17 protein-coding genes are annotated in these 15,737 nt (G+C 31.9%); 8 read left to right on the top strand and 9 right to left on the bottom strand.

Going from position 1 to position 15,737, the window contains the following annotated elements:
- Window positions 1-103 precede the first annotated feature (103 nt).
- On the top strand, window positions 104-1,057 hold the full coding sequence (locus J7M77_RS08500) for a hypothetical protein (protein WP_296877474.1): 954 nt from the start codon (window positions 104-106) through the stop codon (window positions 1,055-1,057).
- Window positions 1,058-1,073: 16 nt separating this feature from the next.
- Here J7M77_RS08500 and J7M77_RS08495 read toward each other — a convergent pair whose 3' ends face one another.
- Window positions 1,074-1,733, bottom strand: coding sequence for a class I SAM-dependent methyltransferase (locus J7M77_RS08495; protein WP_296877472.1), 660 nt, complete (start codon window positions 1,731-1,733; stop codon window positions 1,074-1,076).
- 32 nt (window positions 1,734-1,765) lie between these two features.
- Window positions 1,766-3,172 carry a solute carrier family 23 protein gene (locus J7M77_RS08490; protein WP_296877470.1) on the bottom strand — a complete coding sequence of 469 codons (1,407 nt, stop codon included), beginning with the start codon at window positions 3,170-3,172 and terminating at the stop codon, window positions 1,766-1,768.
- A 160-nt stretch (window positions 3,173-3,332) separates the two neighbouring features.
- Between J7M77_RS08490 and J7M77_RS08485 the strand changes: the two genes are divergently transcribed.
- Genes J7M77_RS08485 through J7M77_RS08470 form a run of 4 tightly spaced genes read left to right on the top strand, consistent with a single transcriptional unit; the run spans window position 3,333 to window position 5,753 of the window.
- Window positions 3,333-3,809, top strand: a complete 477-nt coding sequence (locus J7M77_RS08485) for a MarR family transcriptional regulator (RefSeq protein ID WP_296877468.1) — start codon at window positions 3,333-3,335, stop codon at window positions 3,807-3,809.
- Between the two features lie 10 nt (window positions 3,810-3,819).
- On the top strand, window positions 3,820-4,347 hold the full coding sequence (locus J7M77_RS08480; protein ID WP_296877466.1) for a flavodoxin domain-containing protein: 528 nt from the start codon (window positions 3,820-3,822) through the stop codon (window positions 4,345-4,347).
- Window positions 4,348-4,370: 23 nt separating this feature from the next.
- The gene (ispG, locus tag J7M77_RS08475; protein WP_296877463.1) at window positions 4,371-5,426 is read left to right on the top strand and encodes a flavodoxin-dependent (E)-4-hydroxy-3-methylbut-2-enyl-diphosphate synthase; all 1,056 of its coding nucleotides are present in this window, start codon (window positions 4,371-4,373) and stop codon (window positions 5,424-5,426) included.
- A gap of 60 nt (window positions 5,427-5,486) precedes the next feature.
- Window positions 5,487-5,753 carry a hypothetical protein gene (locus J7M77_RS08470; protein WP_296877461.1) on the top strand — a complete coding sequence of 89 codons (267 nt, stop codon included), beginning with the start codon at window positions 5,487-5,489 and terminating at the stop codon, window positions 5,751-5,753.
- Here the strand turns inward: J7M77_RS08470 and J7M77_RS08465 are convergent.
- Both J7M77_RS08465 and J7M77_RS08460 read right to left on the bottom strand, forming a co-directional pair.
- The gene (locus J7M77_RS08465) at window positions 5,726-6,586 is read right to left on the bottom strand and encodes a deoxyribonuclease IV (protein ID WP_296877459.1); all 861 of its coding nucleotides are present in this window, start codon (window positions 6,584-6,586) and stop codon (window positions 5,726-5,728) included. The genes J7M77_RS08470 and J7M77_RS08465 overlap by 28 nt on opposite strands.
- On the bottom strand, window positions 6,586-7,956 hold the full coding sequence (locus J7M77_RS08460; RefSeq protein ID WP_296877457.1) for a DEAD/DEAH box helicase: 1,371 nt from the start codon (window positions 7,954-7,956) through the stop codon (window positions 6,586-6,588). The genes J7M77_RS08465 and J7M77_RS08460 overlap by 1 nt, the downstream gene beginning before the upstream one ends.
- Window positions 7,957-8,085: 129 nt before the next feature.
- On the opposite strand from J7M77_RS08460, the gene J7M77_RS08455 reads away from it, so the two are divergent.
- The 3 genes from J7M77_RS08455 (at window position 8,086) to J7M77_RS08445 (ending at window position 10,292) form a co-directional block, all read left to right on the top strand.
- Window positions 8,086-8,430 (top strand): hypothetical protein, encoded by a 345-nt coding sequence (locus J7M77_RS08455; protein WP_296877455.1) that lies wholly within the window; start codon window positions 8,086-8,088, stop codon window positions 8,428-8,430.
- A 17-nt stretch (window positions 8,431-8,447) separates the two neighbouring features.
- The gene (locus tag J7M77_RS08450) at window positions 8,448-9,359 is read left to right on the top strand and encodes a 4-hydroxy-3-methylbut-2-enyl diphosphate reductase (protein WP_296877453.1); all 912 of its coding nucleotides are present in this window, start codon (window positions 8,448-8,450) and stop codon (window positions 9,357-9,359) included.
- Between the two features lie 81 nt (window positions 9,360-9,440).
- Entirely contained in the window at window positions 9,441-10,292 is an 852-nt protein-coding gene (locus J7M77_RS08445) for a Cof-type HAD-IIB family hydrolase (RefSeq protein ID WP_296877451.1), read from the top strand.
- A 43-nt stretch (window positions 10,293-10,335) separates the two neighbouring features.
- On the opposite strand, the gene J7M77_RS08440 is transcribed toward J7M77_RS08445, so the two are convergent.
- The 5 genes from J7M77_RS08440 to J7M77_RS08420 all read right to left on the bottom strand — a co-directional run.
- Entirely contained in the window at window positions 10,336-11,088 is a 753-nt protein-coding gene (locus J7M77_RS08440) for a Nif3-like dinuclear metal center hexameric protein (RefSeq protein ID WP_296877448.1), read from the bottom strand.
- Complete coding sequence (locus J7M77_RS08435) at window positions 11,075-11,767, bottom strand: class I SAM-dependent methyltransferase (protein WP_296877445.1); 693 nt, start codon at window positions 11,765-11,767, stop codon at window positions 11,075-11,077. Before J7M77_RS08435 ends, J7M77_RS08440 begins: the two co-directional genes overlap by 14 nt.
- Window position 11,768: 1 nt before the next feature.
- Window positions 11,769-13,025 carry an RNA polymerase sigma factor RpoD gene (gene rpoD / locus J7M77_RS08430; RefSeq protein WP_296877442.1) on the bottom strand — a complete coding sequence of 419 codons (1,257 nt, stop codon included), beginning with the start codon at window positions 13,023-13,025 and terminating at the stop codon, window positions 11,769-11,771.
- Window positions 13,026-13,028: 3 nt separating this feature from the next.
- Window positions 13,029-14,786: a DNA primase gene (dnaG, locus tag J7M77_RS08425; RefSeq protein WP_296877440.1), complete on the bottom strand. Its 1,758-nt coding sequence runs from the start codon at window positions 14,784-14,786 to the stop codon at window positions 13,029-13,031.
- Window positions 14,787-14,801: 15 nt separating this feature from the next.
- A partial coding sequence (locus J7M77_RS08420) for a glycine--tRNA ligase (RefSeq protein ID WP_296877438.1) occupies window positions 14,802-15,737 on the bottom strand: 936 nt, incomplete at its 5' end.

The following is a 15,737-nucleotide window of genomic DNA, read 5'->3' as shown; positions in this document are numbered from 1 at the left end:
TATATATATAATAGAATGGATAATTCTATCTTTAATTATAGCTTACTGCTATAATGTAGTTGATTAGAAATTGTCCGTTACTTTTAAAAAAGGAGGGATGATTTTGGGAGATCATGATATTAATGCCAGAATCTATTTTGCCGATAAGGATCGTTTTACTGATTTTTCCAATGTAGTTGCCTTTAAAGGTAAAACTGTCTTAAACAGGGAAAACTGTTATGATTTTAACAGTGATGCAGCCGCCCGCTTTGGAAACATAATCCTTGATCGAAGACGGGATATCATTTATCACTGTATTATTGAAAACCATGATGTTTTAATTGGTTTAGAAAACCAGACCTGGATTGATAAAACAATGCCGATAAGGTCTGCCACTTATGATTTGGCAGTATACAACCGTCTGCTAGGTCCCAATCGGGAAATCGAAAATTTAATCCCGGTATATAGTAAAGTGATCAACTGGAGCGAAAAAAGATGGGGCAACCAATACCGCAGGTTAAATCAACTATTGAAAAGACCTGATATCTTAAATGAAGGATCAAATGACTGGGAAATAGAGATTGTTGATATAATTGACCTGGATTATCATGATTTTAAAAACAGAGATAATTATATGTTGGTAAAAACGATCCAGCTAGTTTATCGCTATAAGGGAAATGACGAAATGTTAAAAGGGCTGATACTGTCAAAAGATGCCTTAGAGATCGTCGCAAGTCTGGCGGATGATGAAACGTTAAAAAAGATCATGGAAGAAAACAGTAAAGCAAGCAAAGGAGGAGAAGTAGAGATGTGTGAATCAATCAAAGAATTTAGAAGACAGGTACATAATGAAGGAAAAGCTGAAGGAATTAGCGAAGAAATCAGCTTAGGAAGAGCCGAAGGAAGATCAGAAGAACGAGCTGAGATATTATTAATGATGTTATCAAAGAAAATGGAGATAACGGAAAAGATCAAAGAAACGGTAAATAGAAGCAGTTATGAAATGATGTTAAATGCATTAGCTAATATTGAACAAATCAATGATCCAACTGATTTAGATAAGTTATTGGTTCACTAAAAAATGCTTAGTTTTTCTAAGCATTTTTTCTTATTAAGATATAATAATGTTTACTATTTTGAACCCTTCCATTAAAAAAGCAATCATCAATGTGACGAATAGACTCTATTTCAAAATCTTTAAATAACTCTAAAATATCATCAAGACTAACAAAAAAGTGCAGTATATTATATTCTGGTCCTGGATCAGTTTTAATTACGGTATTTTCATCAAGTAAGGGATAACCCGCTTCTTTAAATGACCAAGTTTCTTTAGAACATAATGTTAAATACGCTTCACCATTTGGTTTTAAAATTCGTTTAATTTCATTAATGATTTTCTTAACTCCTAAAGTATCACTATGACTAATAACATGATATGCAAAGATTGCATCAAAATAATTATCTGGATATGATAAATCGTGCATATCAGCTACTTTTATATCAACTGTCAATTGTTCTTTAGCCACCCATTCTTGAGTTTTGAGTACACCTTCTTTAGATAAATCAAAGGCACTTACTTCATAACCATTTTTTGCAAAGAATACTGTATGGCGGCCTAAACCGCAACCAAAATCTAAAATCTTATGAAAATTTTGCTTTTTCCAATAAGCAGCTAAATAATAGCTTTCATTACAAGGTGTTAACCAATAGCTATTTTTCTCTTTATTCCAATTCCATGCTTTTGATTTAACCATTTTATTTTAAAAAAGGTTTAAAGAAAAGCTCTTTAAACCTTATCCTTCTTTTCTTTTGGTAAAACCAGGCTTAAAATAAGTGATACCACAAATACTCCAGCAACAGCATTACCATTAAAAATATCACCAACAACACTTGGAAAAGCAGCAAAGAAATTACCAGAAGTTTGCGTTAACCCGACACCAATACAAAAAGCTAGTGAAACAATGATCATAGTTCGTTCATCAAACTCATTATCCTTTAACATTTTAATTCCTTCATACATGATTGAACCAAACATCATAACTGTACAGCCACCAAGAACCGCTTGTGGCAATGAATTAAAGAATGCTCCAAGTGGCGGAAATAATGATGCTAGAATTAAAATTAATGCTCCAACAAAAATCGTAAAGCGATTAATAACTTGCGTCATTGTTACTAAACCTACATTTTGGCTAAATGAAGTAAGTGGTAAACAGCCAAAACATCCAGAAATAGCACTAGAAAAACCATCAACAGCTAATGACCCTTGTAATTCTTCCATCTTGATATCGCGATCTAAAGCCCCTTTACATACTGCAGTAGTCGCCCCAGTAGTTTCTGCTGCTGATACTAAAAAGACAATTGCAATCGTAAAGAAAGCACCTAAATCAAAGACTGGCTGATGACTAGTAAAAAATACTAGTTTAGGTAAACTAAAATAACCAACTTCACTAATTGTTTTAGAAATATTAGTAAAATCAACCATTGGCGCAATATTACAAACTGTAAAAATAACTGATAATAAATACCCAAAAATCAAACCAACTAAAATATTTAAATTTTTATAAACTCCTTTGAGTAAATAGCGAGAAATTAAACAAACAATTAATGTTAACGTTCCTACTAATAAATGATACCAGGCTCCAAAATCACTAGCACCACTACCACCACCCCAAGAATCCATGCCAACAGAAAGTAGTGATAATCCAATAGCAATAACTACACAAGCTGAAACTACTGGGGTTAAAAAACGTTTCCAGTATTTTGCAGATAGCCCTACTAATCCTTCAAAAATCCCCCCAAGGATAACGGCCCCTACCATGCCTTCATAACCTAATTTGGGATTAGTACAGATAACTAATAAACTTCCTAAAAAAGTAAAACTAACACCCATGACAATTGGCAATTTAGAACCAATTTTCCAAATTGGATATAATTGCATACAAGTTCCAATTCCGGCTGCAAACATCGCACATTGCAACAATGAAGTAATTTCCGCTGATGTTAAATTATCTCCAGTACCCCTTACAATTGCCGCAGAACAAACAATAATAACTGGAGCAAGGTTTGCTACAAACATCGCTAAAACGTGCTGTAAACCAAACGGAATGGCTTTTTTTAGTGGTACACGTCCATTTAAGCGATAAATATTTTCATCACTTACGTTAGCCACTTTTTCTTCCTTATTGATTTCCATATTCAACCTCTTTTCTTGATTATTTTTTTAAAAACGAGGAAATTTTACCATGAAAACATATAAATTTCCATTATTTTTTAGTAATAATCCTACTTTTACACTAATTGACAAATAGGTAACTTGTTGCTATAATAGTAACAAGTTACTATAGGAGGTCAAAATGGAATTAAATGAGTTAATTAGCCGCTTTTCAAATACACCTGAAAATCAAACTAAAGCAATTTTTAGTTCTTTATTCATCATTACTAATCAATTACAAACAATCTTTGATAATAATATCCCTGAAATCTCATTAAAACAATTTATGTTACTAACAATGATCAGACAATCAAACCAACAATTAACTTTTACCAACTTAGGTAAACTGCTTGGCTGTTCTAGACAAAACATCAAAAAACTAGCCTATGCTTTAGAAAAAAAAGGTTTTGTCACAATCACAAAAAACAACAATGATGTTCGCGCTCTAGCAATTCAACCAACTGAAAAATTAAATGATTATTTTGATAATATCTTTATTACCTATCAAAACCAGCTTCATCACTTATTTGCCTATTACAATGAAACCGAAATTAAACAATTATTTACTTTACTAATGAAATTATATCCAGGTATTAAAAACCTAGAAAATCATACTTAAGGAGCCATTTATGAATATTTTAGTTTTATATAAATCAAAATACGGCAGTGCTAAAAAATATGCTAATATGATCAATGAAAAACTAAATACAACTATTGATAATCTTGATCATTATAATTTTAAAAATATTAATCAATATGATTTGATCATCATTACCTGTGGTGTCTATGCAACAGGACTGCCCTGTATCAAACAGCTAAAAAAACATACTAACTTATTAAAAGATAAAAATATAGTTATTTTAGCTGTCGGTGCCAGTCCCTTTGATCAAAATGCTTTTGAAAAATTAAAAGAACATAACTCAACTAAACTTTCTTATGATATCCCCATATTTTATGCCCGCGGATGCTACGATGAAACTATCATGACTTTTAAAGATCGAACACTATGCCGTTTATTAAAAAAATCATTAACCAATAAAACTCCAGATACTTTAGAACCGTGGATGCAAGCATTTATCGAAACCGACGGTAAAAGTGGTAACTGGATCGATGAAAGTTATCTAGCACCTTTATTTAAATATATAGATGAAATGTGATATAATTTTACTGAGGTGAAAACATGAAAAGAGAAAATACAAGATCAATTCAAGTTGGTAATTTAACGATTGGTGGAAATAATAATGTCATTATCCAATCAATGACCAATACTAAAACCCAAGATGTTGAAGCTACTGTTGCCCAAATCAATGCTTTAGCTGCGGTTGGCTGGCAGTTAGTTCGTTTAGCTGTCTTAAATAATCAAGATGCTTTGGCGATCAAAGAAATCAAAAATCGTGTCAGTGTTCCCTTAGTAGCGGATATTCATTTTGATTACCGTCTTGCTTTACAGGCAATTGAATCAGGAATCGATAAGATTCGAATCAATCCTGGTAACATTGGTTCAATCGATAAAGTAAAACAAGTTGTAAATGCCTGTAAAGAACACCATATCCCTATTCGCATTGGTGTTAATGGCGGTTCTTTAGAAAAAGATATTTTAGAAAAATACGGTAAACCAACGGCTCAAGGGATGATTGAAAGTGCTCAAAAACATATTGATATTTTAGAAAGTCTTGATTTTCATGATATTTGTATATCACTAAAATCATCAAATACTTTACTTACCATTGAAGCCTATCAGCTAGCTAGTGAGATTTTTCCATATCCTTTACATTTAGGAGTAACTGAAGCAGGAACGGCACTTGGCGGAACGATCAAATCTAGTCTAGGAATCGGTGTATTATTATACCAGGGAATTGGTAATACAATTCGGGTATCATTAAGTGATGATCCTGTTGAAGAAATTAAAGTCGCTAAAACGTTATTAAAAGAATTAGGATTAATCAAAAACGTGCCCACTTTAGTATCTTGTCCTACTTGTGGTCGCATCCAGTATGATCTAATTCCGGTCGCTAGAGAAATTGAAGAATTTTTAAAAACGATCAACGCCGATATTACTGTTGCCATCATGGGCTGTGCTGTTAATGGTCCTGGTGAAGCTAGACATGCTGATATTGGTATTGCCGGCGGAGTCAATGAAGGATTATTGATCAAAAAAGGAGAAATCATTCGCAAAGTTAAACAAAGCGAAATGGTCGAAGAATTAAAAAAAGAAATTTTATCAATGATAAAGTAGTATTTTTAGTACTACTTTTTTTCTATTTACATATACTAAATACAAAGGAGGTATCTATTGGTGAATAATTGTTATCGTGATTTATTGGCACTAAATTTTAAGGACTTTAAGAAGCTAGCTTATAATTATGGCGTGGATATTGATCAAGAACAGTTATTGCTTATTTATAATTTGATCCAAAATAACCGTTATGCATTACTTGACAGTCATTATAATGAGGTTTTATACAACTTTATAAGTGAAAAGACAAGTATTTCTACTTGCCTTAAAATTAAAAACTTTATTAATAATTGTCCTGCTTATTTTAAATTAGGATTAAATGTTTGAGTTTTAAACATTTCAATTTCTTCTTTATACGGCGCTATTTTATTATTGTATGGTGTTTCTAAGATTTTAGGGACACTTTTTAATTTATCATGGTGAACGATCATATTTAAAGTATCAAAACCAATTTTACCATAACCAATATTTTCATGACGATCTTTATGCGCTCCGCGTTCATTTTTAGAATCATTAACATGAACAACTAACAATCTCTCTAAACCAATTTTTTGATCTAGTTCTTCAAGAATATCATCAAATTTCGTTAAATCATATCCAGCATCATGAATATGACAAGTATCTAAGCAAAATCCTAAACATGAATTATCATCAACATGATTAAAAATATAGGCTAATTCATCAAAAGTCCGACCACATTCACTACCTTTACCAGCCATTGTTTCCAAAGCAATCTTTACATCCTTACAATCTTTAGTAGCTTCATTTAATCCTTTGACAATTTGTTTTAATCCCGCCTCACTGCCGGCTTTTACATGAGAACCAGGATGCAAGACTAATATTTTAGCTCCAATTGCCTGGGTCCGCTCAATTTCTTTTTTTAAGAAAGTTACCGCTAATTCATAAGTTTCTGGTTTGATTGTATTTGCAAGATTAATTACATAAGGGGCATGAACCACAATAGTATTAATATCAATATCATTTTCTTTCATGAGCTGTTTAGCTTCTTCAATTTTTAAGCTTTCTAACGGTTTTCTAACTGTATTTTGTGGTGCACCAGTATAAAACATAAAAGTATTAGCACCGTATGATAAGGCTTCTTTAACCGATCCAACTAACATCTCTTTACCCGACATTGATACATGAGATCCAATTAACATTAAATATCTTCTTCCTTTCTTTTTGCCGCTTGAGCTGCACGAGCCCGTTCTTTCTTTTGACGACGAATATCATTTTGAATAATTGCTCTTTTTTGTTTACGAACTAATTTTTCAATTTCCCTTTTTCGTTTCTTTTTATAACCTGGTTTTACTTTTTTAGGACGACGAATTATTTTTTGAACTTCTTTTTCTAATTCAGTTTGCTGCTTAACACGTTTAGTTCGTTTTAACCGTTCCCCTAAATCTACAAACCGATTATTTTTGATGGTCATGTTTTTAAAGACAATTCCCTTTTTCTCTAAAATTCTAATATTATTTTCATCACTAGAATCATATAAACTATAACTTATTCCCGTATATTTACCACGACCACAGCGACCACTGCGATGAATGTAGAAATTAGGATCTTTAGGGAATTCATAGTTAATTACATGCGAAGCTCCATCAATATCAATTCCTCTTGCAGCAATATCAGTAGCAACAATATATTGATAATCATTATGATTGATTCGTCGCATCATTTGTTTACGTTCCCGCGGTTCTAGATCACCATGAATCTCTCCGACTTTATAACCATCTTCACGTAATGCTGTTGCAATCTTGGATACTTCTTCACGAGTATTAGCGAAAATTAAACAAATATAAGGGTCAATTAAAGAAATAATTTTCTTTAATACATCATAACGATCTTGGTGCTTTGTCGCTAATAAAATGTTTTCAACATTTTGATTAGTGATTTTACTTTTTTCAATTTCGACTAAAACTGGTGCTTTAAGATATTTTTTCAAAAATGGTCGCATCATTTCCGGAATCGTTGCTGAAAATACTAATAACTGTAAATCTTCTTTCATCTTGCTAACTACTGCATCAATATCTTCGAGATAACCAAATTCAAATGTCATATCAGCCTCATCAATAACCATGATGTTTGCAGTTGTAATTTTTAACGCTTGTTCCTGTAATGACAAATCCTTGATTCTTCCTGGTGTACCAATGACAATATGGGGCTGGGTATTTAACTTTTGAATTGTTTTTTGCCGATCACTACCACCAATAATTAAAGAAATTCGTAGATTCGGATTGTATTTTTCAAATACTCGCGCATTGTTATAGATTTGCTGCGCTAGCTCTCTTGTTGGAGCAGTAATAACTGCCTGGACTTGATCGATCGTAGGATCAATAGAATTCATTATCGGTAATAAAAAAGCATGAGTTTTTCCCGTACCAGTTTGTGAAATACCAATAACATCTTTTTTATTTTTAATCAAAGGGATTACTTTTTCTTGAATTTCAGTTGGTTTTTTAAATCCCATCTCATTAATAACTTGATTACAAAAATCGACTAAATTAAATTGATTAAATGCACACATTTTTACATTCCTCCTTTTTTTGAAGTCATTTTATTTTATCATAACAAAATAAAAAAGCAACTTATAAACAACTAATATTTATGCACAAATATTCTTTTTTTGCATACTTTAAAATGAAGGAGGGAGATCATGAATCCATTTTTTGATGAAAACTATAATTACAATAACTTTAACCCTCAAATGTATCCACCTAATATGCAATTTCCAGTCAACCATAGAATAAAAACTCGTGAAAATATAAAAAAAACAATTCGGATTGCATCACGTTCGATTTATACGATCAATCAAATAATACCAATCGTCTATCAAATTCGTCCTATTATCGCCAATACCAAAAATGCCTTTCGGGTCATTCAAGCTGTAAATCATCTTAATGATATTGATTTTGATGAAGTTGAAAAAAGTATTACTCCAATCGATAATGAAAATAAAAAGCCTGATAATGACGTTACCTTTGAAAATATGGTACAATAGCTTTGAGGTGACAATAAATGAAAGTATATCCAATTAGTCCAAGAGGTTATTGTAAAGGTGTAGTCCGCGCGATTGAACTAGCCAAAAAACAAGCCGGAAAAGATGATGTTTATATTTTAGGGATGATCGTTCATAACCAGTATATCGTTGATGCCTTAAAAAACTTAGATATTCAAACATTAGATCAAAAAGGAGCTACCAGATTAGAATTACCAGATCAAATTGATCATGGAACTGTAATCATTACCGCTCATGGTGTTGATAAACAAGTCATAGCCAAAGCTAAAGAAAAACACTTAAATGTAATTGATGCTACCTGTCTTGATGTTATTAAAACCCATGATCTAATTAAAGATTACCTGGCCAAAGATTACGAAGTTTTATATATTGGTAAAAACGGTCATCCAGAATCTGAAGGATCTTTAGGAATTGATCCTAATCATATCCATTTAATCGAAAACAAAAATGATCTGGACTTATTAGATCTAAATAAAAACTATGTAATTACCAATCAAACGACAATGTCTTTATACGATGTCTATGATCTTTGTAACTACGCTAAAGAAAAATTGCCTAACTTAGAAATTGCTAAAGAAACTTGCCAGGCAACAACAATTCGACAAGTTGCCATTGCCAAGATTCCTGATGAAGTCGATCTCGTTTTTATTGTCGGTGATCCGCACTCTAATAACACTAGAAAACTCGCAAATATTGCAAGCAGCAAAGCTAATAAAGAAACAGTTATGATTGAAAGTGTTTTAGATATCGATATTGAACTATTAAAAGGTAAACAAGCTGTCGCCATTAGTTCGGGTGCCTCAACGCCCACTTATTTAACTAATCAGGTCATTAATTATTTAAAACAGTTTGATGAAAACGATCCATCAACATATCCAAAACCAGAATTAGATATGGATAAAATAATTTAATTTCAAAAAAGCGAAAAATATCCTAAATTATTAATAATTTTGTTATAATCTTTGTATAACTTTATTTAATGGAGAATTGATATGGAAAAAAAGATTATATTTTTTGATGTTGACGGTACTCTAGTAGCTGGTGTTGATGGTGTTGAATATGTTCCTGAATCAACCAAAAAAGCAATTGCTTTAACTAGAGCTAAAGGAAACCTGGTTTATTTATGTACGGGAAGAAGTAAAGCGGAAATTTATGACTTTATTTTAGAATGTGGCATTGATGGTGTAATTGGTGCTGGTGGTGGTTATGTCGAAATTGGTGATCAAATGTTATACCACAAAAAAGTAACTAAAGAAGCCGTTAATCACATGATCGATTATTTTGAAGCCAACCATTTTGATTACTATGTCGAAAGTAACGGTGGATTGTTTGCTAGTAAAAATTTAGTTAAACGATTAGAAAGAATCATTTATGGTGATATTGAAAATGACCCAGAAGCTAGAAAACGCTGGGAAAATAAGGAAAATCATTTTATTAATGCCATGATTGAAGGACAAGATCTAAAACGTGATGATATTAATAAAGCCTGCTTTTTAGAAAATCCAGATATTCCTTTTGATGATATTATCAAAGAATTTGAAGGTGAATTTAATGTCATTCATTGTACTGTTCCTATCTTTGGTGATGACAGTGGTGAATTATCAGTACCAAATATTCATAAGGCTAATGCTATCGAAGCCCTAATCAGCCATTTAGGAATTGATCGTAAAAATACATACGCTTTTGGTGATGGTATGAATGATAAAGAAATGCTTGAGTACGTAAATGTTGGTATTGCTGTTGGTAATGCTAAAGAAGGTTTAAAAGCGATTGCTGATGAAGTTACTGATGATATCACTAATGATGGTATCTATAATTCAATGAAAAAACATAATTTAATCTAAAAAAGTAGGAGCAGCTCCTACTTTTCATTATCTTCAACTAATTTTAATAATATTTAAAATAATCCTGGCTATTAGCACTAATCGCTTCAATGTCTAATTGATTTAAAATTTCAGTTAGTTTAGTTTCCATGATGGCTTCAAGATGATGAGGTACATCAATTAAAACAATATCATGATCTAATGCAAATTTTCCATGACGATGTTTGCTGTCACCAGTAATATAACAATCAACACGATTGACTAACTGATTTAGATCATCCGCACCACTACCACCACAAATAGCAACTGTTTTGATCATTTTTTCTTTTCCAGCTAAACGAACTGGAACGTTAAAGATATCTTGAATTCGTTTAACTAATTCACTAGTTAAACATGGCTGTTTCAATGTTGCCATTTTTCCAACTTCATATTCATCATAACATTTAACATCTTCAACATTTAAAGCATTGATTAACCAGTCATTCATAGAAATTCCATTTTGGCCACGATCTAAACAAGTATGCAAACTATAAACTAGAATATCATGTTTAAATGCTAATTCGATAAACTTACCATGATGATTATTAGTATTTAAATTAGTTACTTCTTCTAACCAGAAAGGATGATGAGTAACTAGCATTTGACAATTATTATCAATTGCCTGCTGCAAACTGTTTAAATCAGCATTTAAAGCTACTAAAACTTTAGAAACATCCTGGTTTATATTACCACATTGAACTCCGCATTTATCCCAGGACATTTGTAAATGTAAAGGGAAATAGGTTTCTAAATGTTCAATGATCTTAACGGCATTCATGTAAGACCTCCTTGATTAGCTTTAATTTAGCATCAATTTCAAGATAACGCGGGTGATCATGAGGCAATGTGTTTTGAATCTTTTGATATACCTGATATTGTTTTTCCCATTTTTCTTTAAATAAAGAACCTTGATTATTGATTAAGATTGGACCAAATTCCACGTCTTTTTTACTATACGTAATTGCTTTATTCTTACGCGCCGTAACAACCATTACTTCATAGATATGTCCGGCATCTTTGACCATTTTTTCATCAATGATGATCCATTCATTAGCAAACAAATATTTACGTAAATGATCATTATTAGCATTAGCTTGTAAAAATAACACTTTAACATTACGTAAATAATCCCGATGTTCATCTAAGATTTCACTAATTAAATATGAACCCATACCACTAATACTAATCATATCTACCGAACGGTCAACAATGGGATTTAAACCACTTCCAAGTAAGGCAAAGACTTGATCCTGTAAGCCTTGATGTTCAATTGTTTCTTTAGCTGAATCTAAAGGTCCTTTAGCAATATCACAAGCATAAGCACAGGATACAATTTTATTTTTAACTAAATAGCAAGGTAAATATCCATGATCACTACCAATATCTGCCAAAGTATTGCCTTGTTTATATTCACTAATTACATCTGCAATTAGCTGTAATCTTTTTGATAGTTTCATTTTAACGATCCAAGAAATCCTTTAATCGTTTAGATCTTGATGGATGTTTTAATTTTCTTAACGCTTTAGCTTCAATTTGACGAATTCTTTCTCTCGTAACGCTAAATTCTTTACCAACTTCTTCCAAAGTTCTAGTTCTGCCATCATCAAGTCCAAATCTTAGTCGCAATACTTTTTCTTCACGATCAGTTAACTCTAATAAAACTTCGTTTAATTCATCTTTTAATAATTCATTAGCAGCATAATCATCTGGTGACATTGCTCCTTCGTCTTCAATGAAATCACCTAAATGAGAATCATCTTCTTCCCCGATTGGTGTTTCCAAAGATACTGGTTCTAATGAGATCTTTTGAATTTCACGAACTTTTTCTGGTGTCATTCCATCAACTCTTTCAGCAATTTCTTCAGCACTAGGTTCGCGCCCTAATTCTTGAATTAACTGCCGTTGAATTCTTGTTAGTTTATTGATTGTTTCTACCATGTGCACTGGAATTCGAATTGTTCTTGCCTGATCGGCAATAGCTCGAGTAATTGCCTGACGAATCCACCAAGTTGCATAAGTTGAAAATTTAAATCCTTTAGTATAATCAAATTTTTCAACCGCTTTAATCAGTCCCATGTTACCTTCCTGAATCAAGTCTAAAAATAACATTCCCCGACCGACATATCTTTTAGCAATCGAAACTACCAAACGTAAATTGGCAGCTGCTAATTGTTTTTTAGCATCTTCATCACCTTTTAAGATTCGCTTTGCTAAATCAATTTCCTCATCATGAGTTAATAATTCAACTCGACCAATTTCTTTTAAATACATTTTAACAGGATCATTGATTTTAACATTGCTACCTAATTGGTTTTGATCCATTTCAGCATCTGATTCCGCTACTTGATACATGTGTAAAGTATCGCCAGTCATCATATCAAAATCACCAGCAAAGTCTAAATCTGGAGTATCACCATCTAAATCCAAGTCACCATCAAGCCCTAGATCATCATCTAAACCAAGATCATCAGGAACCCCTGCTAATAATACATCATCTTCAATATCCAAATCATCTAAAGCATCATCAGAAATAACAATATCATTTTTACCGATAAACTCTAACAAATCTTCTGCTAAATCATCACTTAGATCATAAGTTGACAAGTAATTATCGATTTGATCTTGAGTTAAAATTCCATTTCCGGCTTTAGCATCATTTAACACAATATTTTCTAAATCTTCAAATGTTACTGCTGTTACATTTTTTTTCTTCATATACTACTCCTTATCTTTTAACGCTATGATTTCTTTTAAAATTTGGGCCTTTTGTTTAGGATCAAGGGTATTTGCAAAAGCATCACTCAATTGTTTTTTTTGCATCTTAACAGCTTCTTGTTTAATTATTTTAATATAATCATCAATTGCCTGTTCATTTTCTAACATTGGTAAATTCAATTGCGAAATTTCAATAATATTTTGGACTAAATCATCGTCATTGATACTATCAACCAAATCAGCAATCTGTAAATATTGATTTTGGCGATAGTAATCAACAATATATGAAGCAATAATTCGATATTTATCATTAACCATAAATCCTAATTTAGCTTCATACTTCAAAGCGACATTTTTATCAAGCATCATATAATATAATAAATCCTGCTGAGCTTGAGTATATTTATCAAGTATTCTAATTTCTGGTTTTTTAGCAGGATAACTAATCTGTTTAGCCTGATTAATTATCGTCATCGTATTTTTATAAATTAACTGGTCAATAATATCTTTAGAAAAGCCGGATTTTTGTTCTAATTTTTTTACATAATAATCTTGATCAATAATATCATCTAAATTACTTATATCTTTAGCAATCATTTCTAAATAATGCTTACGATCTTCATAATTTTGCATATTGGTCATATCGTAATAATAATCCATTTTAAAATCCAGCGCACTCAAAGGCGCATTTACTAACGTCTTTAAAGCAACTTGACCTTGCTGGTTCAATAATTCATCAGGATCCAAGCCATCAGGCAAATTAACTACCTGAACTTTAAAACCAGCTTGAAGTAATGTTTCAATTGCTTTAATTGTCGCATTACGACCAGCTTTATCACCATCTAAACAAAGATAGACCGTTCTTGTTAATCGTTTAAGCAATCTAATATGCCCGCTAGTAAGTGCCGTTCCCATAATTGCCAGTACATTTTTTATCTCCGCTTTATAAAAGGCGATTACATCCATGAAACCTTCACATAAAATTACGTAACCAGCCTGCCGAACACTTTCACCAACGCGATGATAATTATATAAAATATCACCCTTAATAAAGATAGCTGATTCCGGCGAGTTCATATATTTTGATTCATTTTGACTAGGTCGATAAATACGACCACTAAAACCAACAACTCTACCTAGAGCATCATGTAAAGGAAACATGATGCGATCACTAAAACGATCATAACCATTCCCTGATTCAATGATCAATCCCGATTCAAACATCTTAACTTTATCAAAATTCATTTTTTCTAAAGCTTTGACGAGAACTTGATTATCAGGGGCATAGCCAATTTCAAAAGTATCAATAATATCCTCATTCATCATTCGTGAATCAAGGTATTCTTTAGCTTGTAAAGCTAACTTAGTAGTCAAATAATGACGATAAATCTTATTAGCTTCTTCATGCATTAAAAACAATGGTTCTAGTTTTTCATCAACATGACTAACTCGATTTTCTAAATTATACTGACTAATATCCACATTCCCCATTTGAGCCACCATTTTGACAGCATCAATAAAGGAAATTTTTAAATAATCTTTTAAAAAGCCAAAGACATTTCCAGCGTGACCACAAACAAAGCATTTATAAATCTGACGTTCTGGTGAAATTGACATTGATGGCGTAGTATCATCATGAAATGGACACAAAGCCATATAATTACGGCCTTTTTTGGTCAATGCTAGATAGTTACCAATCACATCGACAATATCGACACTTTGTCTAATTTCCGCAATTTTTTCTGGTGTTAGTCTTGGCATATAACCAGCCTCCTATTAAAAGACTAATTTTTCATTTAAATAAGCTACTAATTCATCAATTGGTAAACGAACTTGTTCCATTGTATCCCGATCACGAATCGTTACTGTATTATCATTTACAGAATCAAAATCAACAGTAATACAATATGGTGTACCAATAGCATCCTGACGGCGATAACGTTTTCCAATTTGACCTGCTACATCATAGTCACAGTTAAAATATTTAGATAATAATTGATAAACTTCTTCAGCTTTACCACTTTGTTTTTTAGTTAGTGGTAAGATAGCAGCTTTAAATGGTGCAATACATGGATGTAAATGCATAACTACGCGAGTATCGCCACCTTCTAATGTTTCTTCATCATAGCTATCACATAAAACTGATAAGAATAAACGATCAGCTCCAACTGATGGTTCAATTACATACGGAACATATTTTTCATTCGTTGTTGGATCTAAATATTCCATTGATTTATTTGAATAGTTTTGATGTTGAGTTAAATCATAATCAGTACGATCAGCAATTCCCCATAATTCGCCCCAACCAAATGGGAAATTATATTCAACATCACAAGTTGCTTTAGAATAAAATGATAATTCTTCTTGTTCATGATCTCTAAAGCGTAAGTTTTCCGCTTTTAAACCTAAATCAAATAAGAATTTTTGACAATACTCTTTCCAATATTCAAACCACTCTAAATCAGTATCTGGTTTACAGAAAAATTCTAATTCCATTTGTTCAAATTCACGAATTCTAAAAATAAAGTTACCTGGTGTAATTTCATTTCTAAATGCTTTTCCAATTTGTCCAATTCCAAAAGGAACTTTTTTTCTTGTTGTTCTTTGAATATTTTTAAAATTAACAAAAATCCCCTGGGCAGTTTCTGGTCTTAAATAAACAGTTGACTTATCATCTTCAACTACTCCCATTTTAGTTTCAAACATTAATTT

This window comes from Thomasclavelia sp., from assembly GCF_017889095.1.
GTDB lineage: Bacteria > Bacillota_I > Bacilli_A > Erysipelotrichales > Coprobacillaceae > Thomasclavelia.
The sequence above is the reverse complement of the archived record's forward strand: the minus strand, read 5'-3'. Positions and strand labels throughout refer to the sequence as shown.

Excerpts from the sequence above, each read along its gene's own strand:
- J7M77_RS08495 (WP_296877472.1), bottom strand. The coding sequence starts at position 1,733 with ATGGTTAAATCAAAAGCATGGAATTGGAATAAAGAGAAAAATAGCTAT.
- J7M77_RS08490 (WP_296877470.1), bottom strand. The coding sequence starts at position 3,172 with ATGGAAATCAATAAGGAAGAAAAAGTGGCTAACGTAAGTGATGAAAAT.
- J7M77_RS08485 (WP_296877468.1), top strand. The coding sequence starts at position 3,333 with ATGGAATTAAATGAGTTAATTAGCCGCTTTTCAAATACACCTGAAAAT.
- J7M77_RS08480 (WP_296877466.1), top strand. The coding sequence starts at position 3,820 with ATGAATATTTTAGTTTTATATAAATCAAAATACGGCAGTGCTAAAAAA.
- ispG (WP_296877463.1), top strand. The coding sequence starts at position 4,371 with ATGAAAAGAGAAAATACAAGATCAATTCAAGTTGGTAATTTAACGATT.
- J7M77_RS08465 (WP_296877459.1), bottom strand. The coding sequence starts at position 6,586 with ATGTTAATTGGATCTCATGTATCAATGTCGGGTAAAGAGATGTTAGTT.
- J7M77_RS08460 (WP_296877457.1), bottom strand. The coding sequence starts at position 7,956 with ATGTGTGCATTTAATCAATTTAATTTAGTCGATTTTTGTAATCAAGTT.
- J7M77_RS08455 (WP_296877455.1), top strand. The coding sequence starts at position 8,086 with ATGAATCCATTTTTTGATGAAAACTATAATTACAATAACTTTAACCCT.
- J7M77_RS08450 (WP_296877453.1), top strand. The coding sequence starts at position 8,448 with ATGAAAGTATATCCAATTAGTCCAAGAGGTTATTGTAAAGGTGTAGTC.
- J7M77_RS08445 (WP_296877451.1), top strand. The coding sequence starts at position 9,441 with ATGGAAAAAAAGATTATATTTTTTGATGTTGACGGTACTCTAGTAGCT.
- J7M77_RS08440 (WP_296877448.1), bottom strand. The coding sequence starts at position 11,088 with ATGAATGCCGTTAAGATCATTGAACATTTAGAAACCTATTTCCCTTTA.
- J7M77_RS08435 (WP_296877445.1), bottom strand. The coding sequence starts at position 11,767 with ATGAAACTATCAAAAAGATTACAGCTAATTGCAGATGTAATTAGTGAA.
- rpoD (WP_296877442.1), bottom strand. The coding sequence starts at position 13,025 with ATGAAGAAAAAAAATGTAACAGCAGTAACATTTGAAGATTTAGAAAAT.
- dnaG (WP_296877440.1), bottom strand. The coding sequence starts at position 14,786 with ATGCCAAGACTAACACCAGAAAAAATTGCGGAAATTAGACAAAGTGTC.